This window comes from Streptomyces sp. NPDC026500, assembly GCF_055567635.1.
On record NZ_JBVHQB010000045.1, the window covers coordinates 6937 to 29374 of the forward strand.

The following is a 22438-nucleotide window of genomic DNA, read 5'->3' on the forward strand; positions in this document are numbered from 1 at the left end:
AGCAGGTGCAAGGGCTTGTGACGAGACGTATGGGTGAGGTTCCAATGGCAGAGCAGGACAAGATCCTCGGTTATCTGAAGCGGGTGACCGCCGATCTGCATCAGACGCGGCAGCGCCTGCGCGAGGTCGAGGCCAAGGAGCCGGAGCCGATCGCGATCGTCGGCATGGCGTGCAGGTTCCCCGGCGGCGTCCAGTCGCCGGAGGACCTGTGGACCATGGTGTCCGAGGGACGGGACGCGATCACCGACTTCCCCACCGACCGCGGTTGGGACATCGAGTCGCTGTACGACGCCGACCCCGACCAGCAGGGCACGTCGTACACCCGTGAGGGCGGATTCCTGGACGGGGTCGGCGAGTTCGACGCCGCGTTCTTCGGGATCTCCCCGCGCGAGACCCTCGGCATGGACCCGCAGCAGCGCCTGCTCCTGGAGAGCTCCTGGGAGACCTTCGAACGGGCCGGGATCGACCCGGCCACACTGCGCGGCAGCAAGGCGGGTGTCTTCATCGGCACCAACGGCCAGGACTACCCCGAGCTGCTGCGCGAGGTCCCCAAGGGCGTGGAGGGCTACCTCCTGACCGGCAACGCCGCCAGCGTCGTCTCGGGCCGGCTGTCGTACACCTTCGGTCTGGAGGGCCCGGCGGTCACCGTCGACACGGCGTGCTCGGCGTCGCTGGTGGCGCTGCACCTGGCGGTGCAGGCGCTGCGCAACGGCGAGTGCACCATGGCGCTCGCCGGCGGTGTCACCGTCATGTCCAGCCCGCGCGCCTTCGTGCAGTTCAGCCGGCAGCGCGGGCTCGCGCCCGACGGCCGCTGCAAGCCGTTCGCGGACGGCGCCGACGGCACCGGCTGGGGTGAGGGCGTCGGCATGCTGCTCGTGGAGCGGCTCTCCGACGCCCGGCGCAACGGTCACCCGGTCCTGGCGATCGTGCGCGGCTCGGCCATCAACCAGGACGGCGCCTCCAACGGTCTGACCGCGCCCAACGGCCCGTCCCAGCAGCGCGTCATCCGCCAGGCCCTCACCAACGCCGGTCTCACCCCGGCGCAGGTGGACGTGGTCGAGGCGCACGGCACCGGCACCACCCTCGGCGACCCCATCGAGGCGCAGGCCATCCTCGCCACGTACGGGCAGAACCGGCCCGAGGGCCGGCCGCTGTGGCTGGGCTCCGTCAAGTCCAACATCGGCCACACCCAGGCCGCCGCCGGTGTCGCCGGCATCATCAAGATGGTGCAGGCCATCCGGCACGGGGTCCTGCCCGAGTCGCTGCACATCGACCGCCCGTCGGAGAACGTGGACTGGTCCGCGGGCGACGTGCGACTGCTCACCGATGCCGTGGCCTGGCCGGAGACCGGCCAGCCACGACGCGCGGGCATCTCCTCCTTCGGCGTCAGCGGAACCAACGCCCACACCATCGTCGAGCAGGCCCCCGAGCCGGCGGAGCCGGAGCCGGCCGACGGCTCGGCCGACACGTCCGGTGGCGACGACGCCGTCGCCGGTGCCACCGGCCCGGTGCCGCTCCTGGTGTCGGGCCAGACGGACACGGCCCTGCGCGCCCAGGCCGAGCGGCTAGCCGCCCACCTGCGCGACCACCCCTCTCTCGCCGCCGACCCCGCCGGCCTGACCGACCTCGGGCTCTCGCTGGCGACCAGCCGGTCCTCGCTCGATCGCCGGGCCGTGCTGTTCTCCGCCGACCGCGAGCGGCTCCTGGCCGACCTGGCCTCGCTGGCGGCCGGCGAGCCCGGCGCGGACACCGTCGTCGGCGCCACCACCGAGGGCAAGACCGCGTTCCTCTTCCCCGGACAGGGCAGCCAGCGCGCCGGCATGGGCCGCGAGCTGTACGCGACCCATCCCGGCTTCGCCCGCGCCCTGGACGAAGTGCGCGACGCGCTCGACCCGCACCTCGAACGCCCGCTGTACGACGTGCTGTTCGCGGCCGAGGGCAGCGACGCGGCCGCCCTGATCGACCGCACCGCGTACACCCAGGCGGCGCTGTTCGCCGTCGAGGTCGCCCTGTACCGCCAGCTCGAAGAGTGGGGCCTGACACCCGACTTCCTCGTCGGTCACTCCATCGGCGAGCTGGCCGCCGCCCACGTCGCGGGCGTGCTCACCCTCGCCGACGCGGCCCGACTGGTCGCCGCGCGCGGCCGGCTCATGCAGGCGCTGCCCCAGGGTGGCGCCATGATCGCCGTCGAGGCGACCTGGGACGAGGTCGCCCCGCTCCTCGCCGACCACCCCGGCCTCCTCGGCATCGCCGCCGTCAACGGCCCGCGCTCCGTGGTCGTCTCCGGCGACTCGGACGCCGCCGAGGCCGTCGCGGACGTCCTGCGCGAGCGCGGCCGGCGCACCAAGCGCCTCACCGTCAGCCACGCCTTCCACTCGCCGCTGATGGACGGCATGCTCGACGCCTTCCGCGAGGTCGCGGAGACCGTCGCGTACGCGGCTCCCGTCGTGCCGCTGGTGTCCAATCTGACCGGCGCCTCCGTCACCGCCGAGGAGATCGGCTCCGCCGACTACTGGGTGCGCCATGTGCGCGAGACCGTCCGTTTCCACGACGGCGTGCGGCGCCTGGCCGACCAGGGCGTCACCACCTTCGTCGAGGTGGGCCCCGGCGGGGTGCTCACCGCCCTCGCCCAGGAGAGCGTCAACGAGCCCGACGCCGTCTTCGCGCCGGTGCTGCGCGCCGACCGCCCCGAGCCGGTCGCCCTGGCCTCCGCCGTCGCCGTCGCCCACGCCCACGGCACCCGTGTCGACTGGGGCGCCGTCTTCACCGGGCGCGGCGGGCGGCGCGTGGAGCTGCCCACCTACGCCTTCCAGCGCGAGCTGTACTGGCCGGAGCAGCCCACCGGTTGGGCCGGCGACGTCACCGCCGTCGGCATCGGCTCCGCCGACCACCCGCTGCTGGGCGCGGCCATCGCACTCGCCGACGGCGACGGCCACCTCTTCACCGGCCGGCTCTCGCTGGCCACCCACCCCTGGATCGGCGACCACACGGTGATGGACACCGTGCTGCTGCCCGGCACCGCCTTCGTCGAGCTCGCCCTCCAGGCCGGCACCCACGTCGGCTGCGCCGTGCTCGACGAGCTCACCCTGGAGGCGCCGCTGGTGCTGCCCCCGCACGGCGGGGTGCAGATCCAGCTCGCCGTCGGCGCACCCGACGAGCACGGCGACCGCGTGCTGACCCTGCACTCGCGGCCGGAGGACGCCGCCGACGACAGCTGGGGCGAGGGCACCTGGACCCGGCACGCCACCGGCCGGCTCACCCCCGCCGCCCGTACCGCCGTCGCCGACCCGGAGCTGACCAGCTGGCCGCCGCAGGGCGCCACCGAGGTCGACGTCACGGGCCTGTACGACTACCTCACGGCCAACGGCTTCGCCTACGGACCCGTCTTCCAGGGCCTGACCGCCGCCTGGGAGCGCCGCGGAGAGGTCTTCGCCGAGGTCCGGCTGCCCCAGCAGGCGCACTCCGAGGCCACCCTGTTCGGGCTGCACCCGGCGCTGCTGGACGCCGCCCTGCACGCCGTCGGTATGGGCTCGCTGCTCACCGAGACCGAGCACGGCCGGCTGCCCTTCTCCTGGAGCGGCGTCTCCCTGCACGCGGTCGGCGCCCGCGCGCTGCGGGTCCGGCTCACCCCGGCCGGCACCGACACCGTCGCGGTGAGCCTCGCCGACGAGACCGGCGCGCCCGTCGCCGCCGTCGACGCCCTGCTGCTGCGCCCCGTCTCGCCCGACCAGGTGCACGCCGCCCGCAGCGCCTTCCACGAGGCGCTCTTCCGCGTCGAGTGGAGCGCCGCGCCCGTGCCCGCAGCGACCACCGTCGCCGCAGGCCAGTGGGCGCTGCTGGGCGGCGCCGACGGCGAGCTGGCCACCGCCCTGCCCACCGCCGCCGCCCACACCGACCTGGCCGCCCTCGGTGCCGCCCTCGCGGCCGGCGGTCCCGTCCCCGAGGCCGTCCTCGTCCCCTTCGTCGCCGCGCCCGAGGGCCCGGCCGGTGTCGACGCCGCCCTGCCGGACGCCGTGCGCGAGGCCCTGCACCGCGCGCTGGAGCTGGCACAGGCGTGGCTCGCCGACGACCGGTTCGCCGACTCCCGCCTGGTGTTCGTCACCCGCGGCGCGGTCGCCACCGCGGCCGGCTCCGACCTGGCCGACCCGGCCCACGCCCCCCTGTGGGGCCTGCTGCGCTCCGCCCAGTCCGAGCACCCGGACCGCTTCCGCCTGGTCGACCTGGACGGGCGCGCCGAGTCCCTGCGCGCCCTGCCCGCCGCCCTCGCCACCGACGAGCCCCAACTGGCGCTGCGCGAGGGGCGCACCCTGGTACCGCGCCTGTCCCGCGTCGCCGCCCTCCCCGACCAGCAGGCCCCGGCCCTCGACCCCGAGGGCACCGCCCTGGTCAGCGGCGCCACCGGCACCCTCGGCGCGCTCGTCGCCCGCCACCTGGTCACCGAACACGGCGTACGCCACCTGCTGCTGACCAGCCGGCGCGGCCCCGACGCTCCCGGCGCCGCCGACCTCGTCGCCGAACTGGAGCGGGCCGGTGCCCGCGTCACGCTCGCCGCCTGCGACACCGCGGACCGCGCCGCGCTCGCGGCGCTGCTGGACGCCGTTCCCGCAGAGCACCCGCTGACCGCGGTCGTGCACACCGCGGGCGTCCTGGACGACGGCATCCTCGAATCCCTCACCCCCGAGCGGATCGACACCGTGCTGCGGCCCAAGGCGGACGCCGCCGTGCACCTGCACGAGCTGACCCGTGAGCTGGACCTCGCGGCGTTCGTGCTGTTCTCGGCAGCCGCCGGCACCCTCGGCGGACCGGGCCAGGCCAACTACGCCGCCGCCAACGTCTTCCTCGACGCCCTCGCCCAGCACCGGCACGCCGCGGGCCTGCCCGCCACCTCCCTCGCCTGGGGTCTGTGGGCCGAGCGCAGCGGCATGACCGGTGAGCTCGGCGACGCCGACCTGGAGCGCATCAACCGCGCCGGTGTGGCCGCGCTCTCCTCCGAGCAGGGCCTGGCACTGATGGACACCGCCCGCGCCGTGGGCGACCCGACCGCCGTGCCCATGCACCTGGACCTGGCCTCGCTGCGTCACGCCGACTCCGACGCGGTCCCGGCGCTGCTGCGCGGCCTGGTCCGCACCCCCGCCCGGCGTGCCGCCCGCACTCCCGGCGACGTGCCGGCCGGGGGTCTCGCCGACCGCCTGCTTCCCCTGGCGCCCGCCGAGCGGGACCGGCTGCTGCTGGACACCGTGCGCGTCCAGGTCGCCGCCGTCCTGGGCTACCCCGGCCCGGAGGCCGTCGACCCGGCCCGCGCCTTCAAGGAGCTCGGCTTCGACTCGCTGACCGCCGTCGAACTGCGCAACCGCCTCGGCTCCGCCACCGGCGTCCGGCTGCCCGCCACCCTCGTCTTCGACTACCCGACGCCGACCGCGCTCGCCGCGTTCCTGCGCGCCGAACTCGTCGGCGACGCCGCCGACACCGCGCCGGCGAACGTGGTCGCCGGCGCGCTCGGCGACGAGCCCATCGCCATCGTCGCCATGGCCTGCCGCTACCCCGGCGGGGTCACCAGCCCCGAGGGACTGTGGCGCCTGGTGGCCGACTCCGGCGACGCCGTCTCGCCCTTCCCCACCGACCGCGGCTGGAACCTCGACGCCCTCTACAGCGACGACCCCGAGCGGGCCGGCACCTCCTCCACCCGCGAGGGCGGCTTCCTGCACGACGCCGCCGACTTCGACGCCGACCTGTTCGGCATCAACCCGCGCGAGGCCCTCGCCATGGACCCCCACCAGCGCCTGCTGCTGGAGACGTCCTGGGAGACCTTCGAACGCGCCGGCATCGCCCCCTCGTCGATGCGCGGCAGCCGCACCGGAGTCTTCGCCGGTGTGATGTACCACGACTACCTGACCCGGCTGCCCGCCGTGCCCGAGGGCCTGGAGGGCTACCTGGGCACTGGCACCGCCGGTAGTGTCGCCTCCGGCCGCGTCTCGTACACCTTCGGCCTGGAAGGGCCGGCCGTCACCGTCGACACGGCCTGCTCCTCCTCGCTCGTCGCTCTGCACCTGGCCGCGCAGGCGCTGCGCAACCGCGAGTGCGACATGGCGCTGGCCGGTGGTGTGACCGTGATGTCAACCCCGGACACCTTCATCGACTTCAGCCGGCAGCGCGGGCTGTCCACCGACGGCCGCTGCAAGTCCTTCTCCGACGACGCCGACGGCACCGGCTGGGCCGAGGGCGCCGGCATGATCCTCGTCGAGCGTCTCTCCGACGCCCGCCGCAACGGCCACCCGGTCCTGGCCGTGGTGCGGGGCACCGCCGTCAACCAGGACGGCGCCTCCAACGGCCTCACCGCCCCGAACGGTCCGTCCCAGCAGCGCGTCATCCGTCAGGCCCTCGCCGACGCGGGCCTGACCACCGCCGACGTCGACGCCGTCGAGGCGCACGGCACCGGCACCACCCTCGGCGACCCCATCGAGGCGCAGGCGCTGCTCGCCACCTACGGCCAGGGCAGGCCCGACGGGCGTCCGCTGCTGCTGGGCTCCATCAAGTCCAACCTCGGCCACACTCAGGCCGCCGCCGGCGCCGCGGGCCTCATCAAGATGGTCGAGGCCATGCGCCACGGCGTCCTGCCGCCGTCGCTGCACATCGCCGAACCCTCCCGGCACGTCGACTGGCAGGCCGGCGCCGTCTCCCTGCTGACCGAGGCCGCGGCCTGGCCCGAGACCGGCCGCCCGCGCCGCGCCGGCATCTCCTCCTTCGGCGTCAGCGGCACCAACGCGCACGTCATCATCGAGCAGCCGCCGGCCGACGAGCCCGCCCCCGCCCCCGAGGTCACCCTCCCCGCGGGAACACCGCTGCCGTACGTGCTCTCCGGGCGCACCCCGGCCGCGCTGCGCGCCCAGGCCGCCACGCTCGCCGAGCACCTGACCGGGCCGGAGCACGCCGGCACGGCCCCGGCCGACCTCGCCCTGTCCCTGGCCACCACCCGCAGTGCCCTCGACCGGCGCGCCGTCGTCGTCGTCGGCGACCGTGCGGAACTCCTCACCGCCCTGGGCGACTTGGCGGAGGAGCGGCCGAACGGCGGACTGGTGCAGCACCCGCCGGGCGACGGTCGTCTCGCGGTGCTCTTCAGCGGACAGGGCAGCCAGCGCCTCGGCGCCGGCCGCGAACTGTACGCCGCCCAGCCGGAGTTCGCCCGCGCCCTCGACGCCGTGTGCGCCGCGTTCGCCCCGCACCTCGAACAGCCCCTGGCGGACGTGCTGTTCGCCACCGACGGCGACCTCGCGGACCTCCTCGACCGTACGGAATACACCCAGCCCGCCCTGTTCGCGCTGGAGACCGCGCTGTTCCGGCTGGTGGAGTCCTGGGGCGTCCGGCCCGACTTCGTCACCGGCCACTCCATCGGCGAGATCACCGCCGCGCACATCGCGGGCGTCCTGGACCTCGCCGACGCCGCGACCCTCGTCGCCGCGCGCGGCCGGCTCATGCAGGCCCTCCCCGAGGGCGGCGCCATGATCTCGCTGGCCGTCACCGAGGAGGAGGTGCTGCCGCTGCTCGCCGGTCACGAGGACCGCATCGGCATCGCCGCCGTCAACACCGCCGACAGCGTCGTCGTCTCCGGCGAGGAGACCCTCGTCCTGAAGATCGCCGCCGAGTTCGAGCAGCGCGGCCGGCGCACCAAGCGCCTCACCGTCAGCCACGCCTTCCACTCGCCGCTGATGGACGCCATGCTCGACGACTTCCGCGCCGTGGCGCAGGGGCTGACTTACGAGCCGCCGAAGATACCGGTGATCTCGAACGTGAGCGGTGCCCTCGCTTCGGAGGAGCTCACACAACCCGACTTCTGGGTCCAGCACGTCCGCGAGGCGGTCCGCTTCGCCGACGGCGTCCGCGCCCTCGAAGCCGCCGGCGTCACCACGTACCTCGAACTCGGCCCGCAGGGCGTGCTCACCGGCCTGGGCCGCGAGGTGCTCGCCGACTCCGGGGCCGTCCTCGTCACCGCGCTACGCCGCGACCGCGCCGAGCGCGAGACCCTGACCACCGCCCTCGCCACCCTGCACACCCGCGGTGTGCCCGTCGACTGGGACGCGTACTTCACCGGCACCGGCGCCCGCCGGGCCGCCCTGCCCACCTACGCCTTCCAGCGCGAACGGTTCTGGCTGGAGGCCCCCGCAGGACACATCGGCGACGTCGAGTCCGCCGGTCTGGGCGCCGCCCACCACCCGCTGCTCGGCGCCGCCGTGACCCTCGCCGACGGCGACGGGTACCTCTTCACCGGCCGGCTCTCCCTGGACAGCCATCCCTGGCTCGCCGACCACGCCGTCATGGGCACCGTGCTGCTGCCCGGCACCGCCTTCGTGGAGCTGGCGCTGCGCGCCGGCGACCAGGCCGGCTGCGACCTGCTGGAGGAACTCACCCTCGAAGCGCCGCTGGTCATCGCCGAGCACGCCGCCGTACGCATCCAGATCGTCGTCGGCGCCGCCGACGAGCGCGGCCGGCGCACCCTCGACCTGTACTCCAGCGACCCCGAGGCACCCGCCGACGAGCCCTGGACCCGGCACGCGAGCGGCATCCTCGCACCCGGCGCCCCCGCGCCCGCCTTCGACCTCGCCGCCTGGCCCCCGCCCGGCGCCGAAGCCGTCGGCGTCGACGGACTCTACGAGCACCTCGCCCAGGGCGGCTTCGCCTACGGCCCGGTCTTCCAGGGCCTGCGCGCCGCCTGGCTGCACGGCGAGGACGTCTACGCCGAGGTCGCCCTGCCCGAGCAGACCCGCGCCGAGGCCGCCCGCTTCGGCCTGCACCCCGCGCTGTTCGACGCCGCCCTGCACGCCACGTTCGTCCAGCCCGCCCCCGACGGCGGCACCCGGCAGGGCCGACTGCCCTTCTCCTGGCGCGGCGTCGGCCTGCACGCCGTCGGCGCCACCGCCCTGCGGGTGCGCCTGACGCCCGACGGGGAGAACACCCTCTCTCTCCAGCTCGCCGACCCCACCGGCGCGCCCGTCGCCACCGTCTCCGGCCTCATGGTGCGCCCGGTCTCCGCCGACCAGCTCGGCAGCGCCCGCACCGCACACCACGAGTCGCTGTACCGCGTCGACTGGGCCACCGTGCCCGTCGTCGCCCCTGCCGAGGACGCTCCGGCCGAGCGGTCGGCGCACCCTGTGCTGGACATCTCCGACGCGGGGGCCGTCGACCTGGACGCGCTGCACGCCGCGGTCGGCCCCGAGGTGCCCGGCCATGTGCTGGTCCACCTCGACCGGCAGCCTCCGGGGCACGCCGACGTCCTCGCCGAGGGCGTCCACCGCGCCACCCACCGGGCCCTCGCCCTTGTCCAGGCGTGGCTCGCCGACGACCGTTTCGCCGCCGCCCGCCTGGTGTTCGTCACCCGTGGCGCCGTCGCCACCCGGAGCGACTGGGACGTGGCCGACCTGGTCCACGCCCCGGTGTGGGGCCTGGTGCGCACCGCCCAGTCCGAGAACCCCGACCGGTTCGTCCTGATCGACCTCGACGGCGACACGGCCTCCGCCGACGCCCTCGACGCGGCCCTCGCCACCGGCGAACCCCAACTCGCGCTGCGCCGCGGCACCGTACACGCCCCGCGTCTGGCCCGGGTGCCCGCCGGCAGCCGGCTCACCCCGCCGGCGGACAGCCTCGCCTGGCGCATGGACATCGAGGACAAGGGCACCCTCGACAACCTCACCCTGGTCGCCGACCCGACCGTCGAGGCACCTCTGGAGCCCGGGCAGGTCAGGGTCGCCGTGCGCGCGGCGGGTCTCAACTTCCGCGACGTGCTCAACGCCCTGGGCATGTACCCGGGCGACCCGGGCCTGATGGGGAGCGAGGGCGCGGGCGTGGTCCTGGAGACCGGCCCCGGCGTCACCGACCTCGTCCCTGGCGACCGCGTCATGGGCATGCTCCCCGGCGCGTTCGGACCGCTCACCGTGGTCGACCGCCGCATGATCGCCCCGATGCCCGAGGGCTGGACGTTCACCGAGGCCGCCGCCGTCCCGATCGTCTTCATGACGGCCTACTACGCCCTGCACGACCTGGCCGGGCTGCGGTCCGGCGAGTCCCTGCTGGTGCACGCCGCCGCCGGCGGCGTCGGCATGGCCGCCGTCCAGCTCGCCCGCCACTGGGGCGCCGACGTCTTCGCGACCGCGAGCCCCGGCAAGTGGGACACCCTGCGCGGCCTCGGCCTCGCCGACGACCGGATCGCCTCCTCGCGCACCCTCGACTTCGAGGGCACCTTCCGCGACGCCACCGACGGCCGCGGCGTGGACGTCGTACTGGACTCCCTCGCCCGGGAATTCGTGGACGCCTCGCTGCGCCTGCTGCCGCGCGGCGGCCGGTTCGTGGAGATGGGCAAGACCGACGTGCGCGATCCGCGGGACGTCGCCGCCGCCCACCCCGGCGTCACGTACCAGGCGTTCGACCTCACCGAGGCCGGGCTCGACCGCATCCAGGAGATGCTCGCCGAGCTCCTCGCCCTCTTCCGCTCCGGCGCGCTGCGCCCGATCCCGGTCTCCGCCTGGGACCTGCGGCAGGCCCCCGAAGCCTTCCGCCACCTCAGCCAGGCCCGCCACGTCGGCAAGATCGTGCTGACCCTGCCGGCCGCCTGGGACCCCGAGGGCACCGTCCTGATCACCGGCGGCACCGGCACCCTGGGCGCACTCGTCGCCCGGCACGCCGTCACCGCCCGCGGCGCCCGCCACCTGGTCCTCACCAGCCGGCGCGGCCCCGAAGCGGCAGGGGCACGTGAACTCGTCTCCGAACTCGAGGAGTTGGGCGCCTCCGTCACCGTCGCCGCCTGCGACGTCGCCGACCGCGACGCGGTCGCCGCGCTCCTGACCGAGCTGCCCGACGCCCACCCGCTCACCGCGGTCGTGCACACCGCCGGCGTCCTCGACGACGGCGTCGTGGGGGCCCTCACGCCCGAACGGCTGGACACCGTGCTCCGGCCCAAGGCCGACGCCGCCCTGCACCTGCACGAGCTGACCCGCCACCTGGACCTGGCCGACTTCGTGCTCTTCTCCTCCGCCGCCGGCACCTTCGGTGGCGCGGGCCAGGCCAACTACGCCGCCGCCAACGGCTTCCTCGACGCCCTCGCCCGGCACCGGCAGGCCCACGGCCTCGCCGGCACGTCACTCGCGTGGGGCCTGTGGGCCGAGACCAGCGGCATGACCGGCGAGCTCGACACCGCCGACAAGGACCGCATGACGCGCTCCGGCGTGCTCGGCCTGTCCTCCGAGGAGGGCCTTGCCCTGCTCGACGCCGCGCACACCACCGGCGACGCCCTCCTGGTGCCCATGCGACTCGACACCGCCTCGCTGCGCCATGCCGACGCGAGCATGGTCCCCGCCCTGCTGCGCGGCCTGGTCCGGGCCCCCGCCCGGCGCGTCGCGGAGGCCGCCGCCGGCGCGACCGGGACCTCGCTCGTGGAGCGGCTCGTCCGGCTCCCCGAGGACGAGCGCACCCCGCTCCTGCTCGACCTCGTACGCGGCCAGGTCGCCGCCGTCCTCGGCCACGCCACGCCCGACGCCGTCGAACCCGCCCGCGCCTTCAAGGACCTGGGCTTCGACTCGCTGACCGCCGTGGAGTTCCGCAACCGCCTCGGCGCCGGCGCCGGCATCCGGCTGCCCGCCACGCTCGTCTTCGACTACCCCACGCCCAACGCCCTCGCCGGCTACCTGCTGGACGAACTCCTCGGTTCCGAGGCCGCGACGGCAGTCCCCAGGGCCGCCGCCACGACCGCCGACGCCGACGACCCCATCGCCATCGTCGCCATGGCCTGCCGCTTCCCCGGCGACGTACGCGCCCCCGAGGACCTGTGGGAGCTGCTCGCCGAGGGGCGCGACGGCATCGACCGGCTGCCCGAGGACCGCGGCTGGGACATCGAGTCCCTCTACGACCCCGACCCGGACAGCCCCGGCACCTCGTACGCCAGGGAGGGCGGTTTCTTCTACGACGCCCACCGCTTCGACCCCGCCTTCTTCGGCATCAACCCGCGCGAGGCCCTCGCGATGGACCCGCAGCAGCGCCTGCTGCTGGAGACGTCCTGGGAGGCGTTCGAGCGCGCCGGCATCGACCCGACGGGGCTGCGCGGCGGACAGGTCGGCGTCTTCGTCGGCCAGATGCACAACGACTACGTCTCCCGGCTGAACACCGTCCCCGAAGGCGTCGAGGGCTACCTCGGCACCGGCGGCTCCAGCAGCATCGCCTCCGGCCGTGTCTCCTACACCTTCGGCTTCGAGGGCCCGGCCGTCACCGTCGACACCGCCTGCTCCTCCTCCCTGGTCGCGCTGCACCTGGCCGCCCAGGCGCTGCGCAACGGCGAGTGCACGCTCGCCCTGGCCGGTGGCGTCACGATCATCACCACCCCGGACGTCTTCACCGAGTTCAGCAGGCAGCGGGGCCTGGCCGCCGACGGCCGCTGCAAGCCCTTCGCGGCGGCCGCCGACGGCACCGCCTGGGGCGAGGGCGCGGGCATGCTGCTCGTCGAGCGGCTGTCCGACGCGCGCCGCAACGGCCACCAGGTCCTCGCCGTGGTCCGGGGCACCGCCGTCAACCAGGACGGCGCCTCCAACGGTCTGACCGCCCCGAACGGTCCCTCGCAACAGCGCGTCATCCGCCAGGCCCTCGCCAACGCGGGCCTGACCACCGCCGACGTCGACGCCGTCGAGGCGCACGGCACGGGCACGCGGCTCGGCGACCCGATCGAGGCGCAGGCCCTGCTCGCCACCTACGGCCAGGACCGGCCGGAGGACCGGCCGCTGTGGCTCGGTTCCATCAAGTCCAACTTCGGCCACACGCAGGCCGCCGCCGGTGTCGCGGGCATCATCAAGATGGTCCAGGCGATGCGCCACGGCATCCTGCCCAAGACGCTGCACGTGGACGAGCCGTCCCCGCACGTCGACTGGTCCGCCGGCGCCGTCGAACTCCTCACCGAGCAGCGCGCCTGGCCCGAGACCGGCCGCCCGCGCCGCGCCGGCGTCTCCTCGTTCGGCATGAGCGGCACCAACGCCCACGCCATCATCGAGATGGCGCCGGAGACCGCGACCGCCCATGAGCGGAGGCCGGAAGCCACGCCCGCGTCCGAGGACCGGTCGGGAACCGTGTCCGCGGCCGAGAAGCGGTCGGGGGCCGCGTCCACAGTCGAGGGCTATGAGGGGGACGCGCCCGCCGCGCTGCCCTGGTCCCTGTCCGCCCGCACTCCCGAGGCCCTGCGTGCCCGGGCCGTCCAGCTTCTCGCCAACCTCGACGCCCACCCGGCGCCGCGGCTCGCCGACACCGGCCACGCGCTCCTCACCACCCGCGCGCTCTTCGACCACCGTGCCGCGGTCGTGGCGCGTGACGCCGACGGCTATCGGACCGGCCTCGCCGCCCTCGCCGAGGGGCGCACCGTCGCGGGTGTCGTCAGCGGCTCCGCCGTCGGTGGCAGGCTCGCCTTCCTGTTCACGGGGCAGGGGAGCCAGCGGCTGGGTATGGGGCGTGAGTTGTACGCGTCCCAGCCGGTGTTCGCGGCGGCGCTGGACGCTGTGGCGAGCCGGATGGACCTCGAACTCCCACTGAAGGACGTGCTGTTCGGCGAGGGCGCCGAGCTGTTGAACCGTACGGAGTTCGCTCAGCCTGCGTTGTTCGCCGTCGAGGTGGCGTTGTTCCGGCTGTTCGAGTCGTGGGGTGTGAAGCCGGACTTCGTGTCCGGGCACTCGATCGGTGAGATCGCCGCCGCGCATGTGGCCGGGGTGTTCTCGCTGGAGGACGCCTGCAAGCTCGTGTCGGCCCGTGGTCGGCTGATGCAGGCGCTGCCGGAGGGCGGCGTGATGATCGCGCTCCAGGCGACCGAGGATGAGGTCACGCCGCTTCTGAACGAGCGGGTGAGCATCGCGGCGATCAACGGGCCGCGGTCCGTCGTCATCGCCGGTGATGCGGAGGAGGTCGAGAGGGTCGCCGGATCGTTCGGCGACCGCAAGTCCAAGCGGCTGACCGTCAGTCACGCTTTCCATTCGCCGCACATGGACGGCATGCTGGACGACTTCCGCGAGGTCGCGGAGAGCCTGACGTACGAGCTGCCGAAGATATCGGTGATCTCGAATGTGAGCGGTGCTCTCGCTTCGGAGGAGCTGACGCGGCCGGAGTTCTGGGTGCGTCATGTTCGTGAGGCGGTCCGTTTCGCCGACGGCATCCGAGCCCTGGAAGCCGCGGGGGTGAGCACGTACCTCGAACTCGGCCCCGACGGCGTCCTGTCCGCCATGGCCCAGGACTGCGTCCAGAACGCCGACGCCGCCCTCGCCCCCGTCCTGCGCGCCGGACGCGACGAGGCCGAGACCGCCGTCACGGCCCTCGCCCTCGCGCACGTCAACGGCGCGACCCTCGACTGGTCGCCTCTCTTCGCGGGTGCCGACGGCCGCCACGTGGACCTGCCCACGTACCCCTTCCAGCGCTCGGCGTACTGGCTGGACGCGGGGCGCTCCCAGGGCGATGTCGCCTCGGCCGGTCTCGGGGCGACGGACCACCCGCTGCTGGGCGCGGCGATCGAACTGCCGGACTCCGACGGCCACATGTTCACCGCGCGGCTGTCCCTGACCACCCATCCCTGGCTGGCGGATCACGCCGTCGCGGGCGCGGTGCTGCTGCCCGGCACGGCCTTCGTGGAGCTGGCGCTGAGCGCCGGCGACCGGGTGGGATGCGACCTGGTGGAGGATCTGACGCTGGAGGTCCCGCTCGTCCTGCCCGAGCAGGGCGGCGTGCAACTGCGCCTCTCGCTCGGCGCGGCCGACGCGCGGGGCAGGCGCGGCGTCGCGTTCCACTCGCGGACCGAGGGCGCCGACACCGAGCGGCCGTGGACCCGGCACGCCACCGGCACGCTCACCACCGGCACACTGACCACCGGCACCGGACAGCCCCCGCAGGGCCTGACCGCGTGGCCGCCGGCCGGCGCCCAGCGTGTCGAGGTCGACGGGCTGTACGAAGGCCTGGCCGCGTCCGGCTTCGGGTACGGCCCGGTCTTCCAGGGCCTACGGGCCGTCTGGCGCAAGGGCGACGAGGTCTTCGCCGAGGTGGCGCTCCCCGACGTGGCGCGGGACGAGGCGCACCGCTTCGGCCTGCACCCCGCGCTGCTGGACGCGGCGCTGCACGCCCTGGCCGTGGGCGGCGGGGACGGCGAGGGCCGTCTCCCGTTCGCCTGGTCGGGTGTGTCCCTGCACGCCGTGGGCGCCGCCGAGCTGCGGGTGCGCCTCACCACCGGTCGCGGCGGTGAGGTCGCGCTGACCGTCGCCGACGCCACCGGCGAGCCGGTCGCCTCGGTCGCGGGGCTCGCGCTGCGCGCCGTCGACCCCGACCAGCCGGCCGGCGCCGAGGACGTCACTCGGGACGCCCTGTTCCGGGTGGAGTGGACGCGGCTGCCCGCCGACGACGCCCTGGAAGACTGGGTGATGCTCGGCGCGGGCTCGCAGGCGTTCGCGGACCTGGCTTCGCTGGGCGCGGCCGTGGTCGAAGGCGCCGAAGTGCCCCCGGCGCTGGTGGTTCCCTGCGGCGGCCCGCTCGTCGGTGACGTGCCGGGCGCGGTCCACGAGATCGCCGAGTGGACGCTGGACCTGGTCCAGGAGTGGGTGTCCGACGAGCGGTTCGCCGACTCGCGCCTGGTCTTCCTGACCCGGGGTGCCGTCGCCGCGGTGCCGGGCGAGGACGTGCCCGACCTGGTCCACGCCCCGATGTGGGGCCTGGTGCGTTCGGCGCAGTCCGAGAACCCCGGCCGCTTCGGCCTGATCGACGCGGACGCCCCCGACCTGCTGGGCCAGGCACTGGCCACCGGTGAGCCGCAGCTCGCCGTGCGCGACGGCGCGCTCCTCGTACCGCGCCTGGCGCGTGCCACCGAGCGAACCGTGCCGACGTTCGAGCCGGCGGGCACGGTCCTGGTGACGGGTGCGAGTGGTGCGCTGGGTGGCCTGTTCGCGCGGCATTTGGTGTCGGAACGCGGTGTGCGGAAGCTGTTGTTGGTCTCGCGTCGAGGTGCGGAGGCCCTTGGTGCGGCCGAACTGACGTCCCAGCTGACCGAGTTGGGTGCGGAGGTCGTGTGGGCCGCGTGTGATGTGGCCGACCGTGCGGCGCTGGGCGCGCTGTTGGCGGAGCATCCGGTTTCGGGTGTGGTCCACACGGCTGGTGTGCTGGATGACGGCACAGTGGGCTCGCTCACCGCCGAGCGGGTTTCCAGGGTCCTGCGTCCGAAGGTGGATGCGGCCTGGCACCTGCACGAACTGGCCGGGAATCTGGATCTGTTCGTGGTGTTCTCCTCGGCCGCCGGAGTCTTCGGTGGTGCGGGTCAGGCGAACTACGCGGCGGGCAATGTCTTCCTGGACGCTCTCGCCCAGCACCGCAGGGCGCAGGGTCTGCCGGCGACCTCGCTGGCCTGGGGCCTGTGGACCGGAGTGGACGGCATGGGAGGCGACCTGTCGGCCGCCGACCGCGACCGGGTCAACCGCAGCGGCATCGGCTCGCTCGACGCCCGGACCGGCCTCGCCCTCTTCGACGCGGCCGGCCGCACGGGCGACGCGCTGCTCGTCCCGCTGCCGCTGGACCTGGGGGCGCTGCGTGCCCAGGCCCGTACCGGAATGCTGCCCGACCTGCTGCGCGGACTGGTCCGCGTGCCGGTGCGGCGCGCCGCCGGAGCGGGCGGTGCGGGCGACGGGTCCGTGCTGCGCACCCGACTGGCCGGGCTGGACGCCGAGGCACGGGACACCGCGCTGCTGGAGCTGGTCCGCACCGAGGTGGCGGGCGTGCTCGGCCACGCCTCCAACGACGAGGTGCCGGCCGACCGGGCCTTCAAGGAGCTGGGCTTCGACTCGCTGACCTCCGTCGAGCTGCGCAACCGGCTCGGCGCGGCGACCGGCGAACGCCTCCCGGCCACACTGGTCTTCGACCACCCGACACCGAACGCCCTCGCCGCGTACCTGCTCACCGACGTGCTCGGCCTGGACACCGTAGAGGTCGAGACGGCTCCGGCGCTCGCCGCACGGCCGCTCGCCGACGATCCGATCGCGATCGTCGGCATGGCCTGCCGCTACCCGGGCGGCGTGGAGTCGCCCGAGGACCTGTGGCGTGTGGTGCTGGGCGGCGTGGACGCCATCTCCGAGTTCCCGCAGGGCCGCGGCTGGGACCTGGACGCGCTGTACGACCCGGACCCGGACGGGAAGGGCACCAGCTACACCCGATCCGGCGGCTTCCTGCACGACGCCGGCCGCTTCGATCCGGCGTTCTTCGGGATCTCGCCGCGCGAGGCGCTGGCGATGGACCCGCAGCAGCGGCTGCTGCTGGAGACCACCTGGGAGGCGTTCGAGCGCGCGGGAATCGACCCGGCCTCGGTGCGCGGAAGCCGCACGGGCGTCTTCGCGGGCATCATGTACCACGACTACGCGACCCGGATCACGGCCGTCCCGGACGGAGTCGAGGGCTATCTCGGCACCGGCAACTCCGGCAGCATCGCCTCCGGCCGCGTCTCGTACGCCTTCGGTCTGGAGGGCCCGGCCGTCACGGTCGACACGGCGTGCTCCTCGTCGCTGGTGGCACTGCACTGGGCGATCCAGGCGCTGCAGAACGGCGAGTGCGAGATGGCGCTGGCCGGCGGTGTGACGGTCATGTCCACCCCGGGCACCTTCACCGAGTTCAGCCGGCAGCGGGGCCTGGCGGCCGACGGGCGCATCAAGTCCTTCGCGGCGGCGGCCGACGGCACCAGTTGGGCCGAGGGCGCGGGCATGCTCCTGGTGGAGCGGTTGTCCGACGCCCGCCGCAACGGCCACCCCGTCCTCGCGGTGGTGCGGGGTTCGGCGATCAACCAGGACGGTGCGTCCAACGGTCTGACCGCTCCCAACGGTCCGTCCCAACAGCGGGTCATCCGGGCCGCGTTGGCGAACGCCGGCCTGACCGCCTCCGAGGTCGACGCGGTCGAGGCACACGGCACCGGCACCACGCTGGGCGACCCGATCGAGGCGCAGGCCCTGCTGGCCACCTACGGCCGGGACCGCGAAACGCAGGAGCCGCTGTGGCTCGGCTCGATCAAGTCGAACATGGGTCACACCCAGGCCGCCGCCGGTGTCGCGGGCATCATCAAGATGCTCATGGCCATGCGGCACGGGGTACTGCCGAGGACGCTGCACGTGGACGAGCCCACGCCGCACGTGGACTGGGAGACCGGCGCCGTCTCGCTGCTCACCGAGGCCGTGGCCTGGCCGGAGACCGGCCGCCCGCGCCGCGCGGGCGTCTCCTCCTTCGGCATCAGTGGCACCAACGCCCACACGATCATCGAGGAGCCCCCGGCGGAGCCCACTGTGCTTCGCGGCCCCGAGGCCACCGCGGACCCGCTGCCGTACGTGCTGTCGGCGAGGTCGCCGGAGGCGCTGTGTGCCCAGGCCGCCCGGCTGCGGACGCATCTGGAGGAGCGGCCGGAGCAGTCCGCCGCCGACATCGCCTACTCGCTGGCGGCGCACCGCGCGACGTTCGACCACCGCGCGGTGGTCGTGGCCGGTGATCGCGACGAACTGGTACGCGGTCTGGCGGCCGTCGAGGTGGCCGAGCGGGCGAGCGGTGTCGTACGCGGCAGCGGCGGCGGAACGGGCAGGCTCGCCTTCCTGTTCACCGGGCAGGGCAGTCAGCGGCTGGGTATGGGGCGTGAGTTGTATGCGTCCCAGCCGGTGTTCGCGGCGGCGCTGGATGCGGTGGCGAGTCGGATGGACCTCGAACTCCCGCTGAAGGATGTGCTGTTCGGGGACGATGCGGAGCTGTTGAATCGTACGGAGTTCGCGCAGCCTGCGTTGTTCGCCGTCGAGGTGGCGTTGTTCCGGCTGTTCGAGTCGTGGGGTGTGAAGCCGGACTTCGTCGTCGGTCATTCGATCGGTGAGATCGCCGCCGCGCATGTGGCGGGAGTGCTGTCTCTGGACGACGCGTGCACGCTGGTGTCCGCTCGTGGTCGGTTGATGCAGGCCCTGCCCGAGGGCGGGGTGATGGTCGCGCTGGAGGCGACCGAGGCGGAGGTCGCGCCGCTCCTGAGCGAGCGGGTGAGCATCGCGGCGATCAACGGGCCCCGGTCGGTGGTGATCGCGGGTGACGCGGATGAGGCGGAGAGGATCGCCGGATCGTTCAAGGACCGCAGGTCCAAGCGGTTGGCGGTCAGTCACGCGTTCCACTCGCCGCACATGGACGGCATGCTCGCCGACTTCCGTAAGGTCGCCGAGGGCCTGACCTACGAGAGCCCGCGTATCCCGGTCGTCTCCAACCTGACCGGCACGGTGGTCACGGACGACATGACCGACCCCGACTTCTGGGTCCGTCACGTCCGTGAGGCCGTCCGCTTCAGCGACGGTATCCGCACCCTCGAAGCCGCCGGGGTGACCACATACCTCGAACTCGGCCCCGACGGCGTCCTGTCCGCCATGGCCCAGGACTGCGTCGAGGGCGGCACCTTCGCCCCCGCGCTCCGTTCCGGCCGGCCCGAGGCGGAGACCCTGACCGCAACCCTGGCCCACGCCCACGCCCACGGCGCGCGCGTCGACTGGGAGGTGTACTTCGAGCCCACCCGGGCGCGCCAGGTCGAACTGCCCACGTACGCCTTCCAGCGCGACTGGTACTGGCTCAACTCGGCCGCTGTGCAACCCGGTACGGGCGACGCGACGGACTTCGGGCTCGGCGTGACGGACCATCCGCTGCTGGGCGCGGCGGTCGAACTCCCGGACTCCGACGGGTTCGTGTTCACCGGACGCCTTTCGGCGGCAACCCAGCCCTGGCTCGCGGACCACGCCGTCATGGGCGCGGTGCTGCTGCCCGGCACGGCCTTCGTGGAGCTGGCGCTGCGCGCCGGCGAACAGGTCGGCTGCGGGGCGCTGGAGGAACTGACCCTGGAGGCCCCGCTGGTGCTGCCCGAACGCGGCGGCGTCCAGCTGCGGCTCTCGGTCGGCGACGCGGACGGCTCCGGCCGTCGCCAACTGTCGCTGTACTCCCGCGACGAGGACGCCCAGGCCGACGAGCCGTGGACGCGGCACGCCGCCGGTGTGCTCGCCGTCGCCGCGCCGGCTGCTTCCTTCGACCTCGCCGCCTGGCCCCCGGCCGGCGCCGAGCCGATCGAGGTGGACGGGCTGTACGAGGGCATGGCCGACGCCGGTTTCGCGTACGGACCGGCCTTCCAGGGTCTCCGCGCGGCCTGGCTGGACGGCGACGCGGTCCTCGCAGAGGTGGCGCTGGACGAGGAGACCGCGTCGACGGCCGACGCGTATCGACTGCACCCGGCCCTGCTGGACGCCACGCTGCACGCGGCCGGCCTCGGTGGCCTGATCGACGGCTCCGAGGGCGGCCGGCTGCCGTTCGCCTGGAGCGACGTGGCCCTGCATGCGACGGGCGCCTCGGCGGTACGAGTGCGGCTGGCCCCTGCCGGTCGCGACGCGGTGTCGCTGGAAATCGCCGACACCACCGGCGCCCCGGTGGCCTCCGTGGGCTCGCTGGTCCTGCGGACGGTGTCGTCCGAGCAGATCGGCGCCGCGCGCGGCGGACGACAGGACTCGATCTACGCCGTCGACTGGACCGCGCTGTCTCTCGCCCCCGTCCCCACCACCGGGCAGCGTCCCTGGGCCCTGCTCGCGGCGGACAGCGCGGAGCACACCGGCCTCGCGGCCGTGGGCGTACGCCACGAGGTACGGGCCGACCTGGTGACGGTCGCCGAATCCGGCTCTTCTGTACCGGAGTTGGTCTGTTTGCCGCTGGTCGTGGAGGAGGTCGCCGACGTCCCGGCCGCGGTCCACTCCGCCACCGCCCGGGCCTTGGCCCTGGTGCAGGAGTGGCTGTCGGACGAGCGGTTCGCCGGCTCCCGGCTGGTTTTCCTGACCCGGGGTGCCGTCTCGGCGGTGCCGGGCGAGGACGTGTCCGACCTGGTCCACTCCGCTGTGTGGGGCCTGGTGCGCTCGGCGCAGTCCGAGAACCCGGGCCGCCTGGTCCTGGCCGACACCGACGGCACCGACGCCTCCTTCCGTGCCCTCCCGGCCGCACTGGCCGAGGGCGAGCAGGAGTTCGCGATCCGCGGTGGCACCGTACGGGTGCCGAAGCTGGTGCGGGCGACCTTTGCCGACGCGGAGCCCGTGACGTCGGCGGGCACGGTCCTGGTGACGGGTGCGAGTGGCGCGCTGGGTGGCCTGTTCGCGCGGCATTTGGTGTCGGAACGCGGTGTGCGGAAGCTGTTGTTGGTCTCGCGTCGAGGCGCGGAGGCCCCTGGTGCGGCCGAACTGACGGGCCAGCTGACCGAGTTGGGTGCGGAGGTCGTTTGGGCCGCGTGTGATGTGGCCGACCGTGCGGCGCTGGCGGCGCTGTTGGCGGAGCATCCGGTTTCGGGTGTGGTCCACACGGCCGGTGTGCTGGACGACGGCGTGATCGGTTCGCTGACCGCCGAGCGGGTTTCCAGGGTCCTGCGTCCGAAGGTGGACGCGGCCTGGCACCTGCACGAACTCACGGGGAACCTGGACCTGTTCGTGGTGTTCTCGTCGGCCGCCGGAGTCTTCGGTGGTGCGGGTCAGGCGAACTACGCGGCGGGCAACGTGTTCCTGGACGCTCTGGCTCAGCACCGCAGGGCGCGGGGTCTGGCGGCGACGTCGCTGGCCTGGGGTCTGTGGGCCGCGGAGTCCGCGATGACCGGTGACCTCGGCGAGAGCGACCGGGAACGGCTGGGCCGGGGCGGGGTCTCCGCGCTGGACGCGGCCGAGGGTCTGGCGCTCTTCGACATCGCGACGGCCTCCACGCAGGCGCTGCTGGTGCCGGTGAAGCTCGACCTGGCCGCGCTGCGGGCCCAGGTGGCGGCCGGTGGCATGGTGCCGCCGCTGCTCGGCGGCCTGGTCCGGACCCCGGTCCGGCGTGCCGCGCAGACGGCCGAGTCCGCCGCCGACGGCGGGAACGCGCTGCGTGAGCGTCTGGCCGGACTGTCCCCGGCCGCCCGGGACGAGGCCCTGCTGGAACTGGCCTGCACCCACGTGGCCGCCGTGCTCGGGTACGCCGGGCCGGAGGCGGTGGAGACGGACCGCTCGTTCCGCGAGCTGGGCTTCGACTCGCTGACCGCCGTCGAGCTGCGCAACCTGCTCGCCTCGGCGACCGGCGTACGGCTGCCCGCCACGCTGGTCTTCGACTACCCGACCCCGGCCGCGCTCGTGGAGTTCCTGCGCGAGGAGATCTGGCAGGACGGCGCCGCGGCGGTCCCCCCGCTGCTCGCCGAGCTGGACCGGCTGGAGAAGGTGCTCGTCGCGGCCACCCCGGACGAGGCGGGCCGCGGCCGCATCGCCGAGCGGCTCCAGGTCTTGCTGGCCGCTTGGAACGAAGCCGACGGACCGGTCGAGGAGGCGGGCGACGACGTGCCCGTGACGCTGGAGTCGGCCACCGACGACGACCTCTTCGACTTCATCGGCAAGGAGTTCGGGATCTCCTGACACGACGAGGG

1 protein-coding gene is annotated in these 22438 nt (G+C 74.4%); it reads left to right on the forward strand.

The features are described 5' to 3' along the window. The first annotated feature begins 44 nt into the window (after positions 1–44). On the forward strand, positions 45–22427 hold the full coding sequence (locus ACZ4N5_RS41295) for an SDR family NAD(P)-dependent oxidoreductase (protein WP_467762114.1): 22383 nt from the start codon (positions 45–47) through the stop codon (positions 22425–22427). The last annotated feature ends 11 nt before the right edge of the window (positions 22428–22438 follow it).

Excerpts from the sequence above, each read along its gene's own strand:
- ACZ4N5_RS41295 (WP_467762114.1), top strand. The coding sequence starts at position 45 with ATGGCAGAGCAGGACAAGATCCTCGGTTATCTGAAGCGGGTGACCGCC.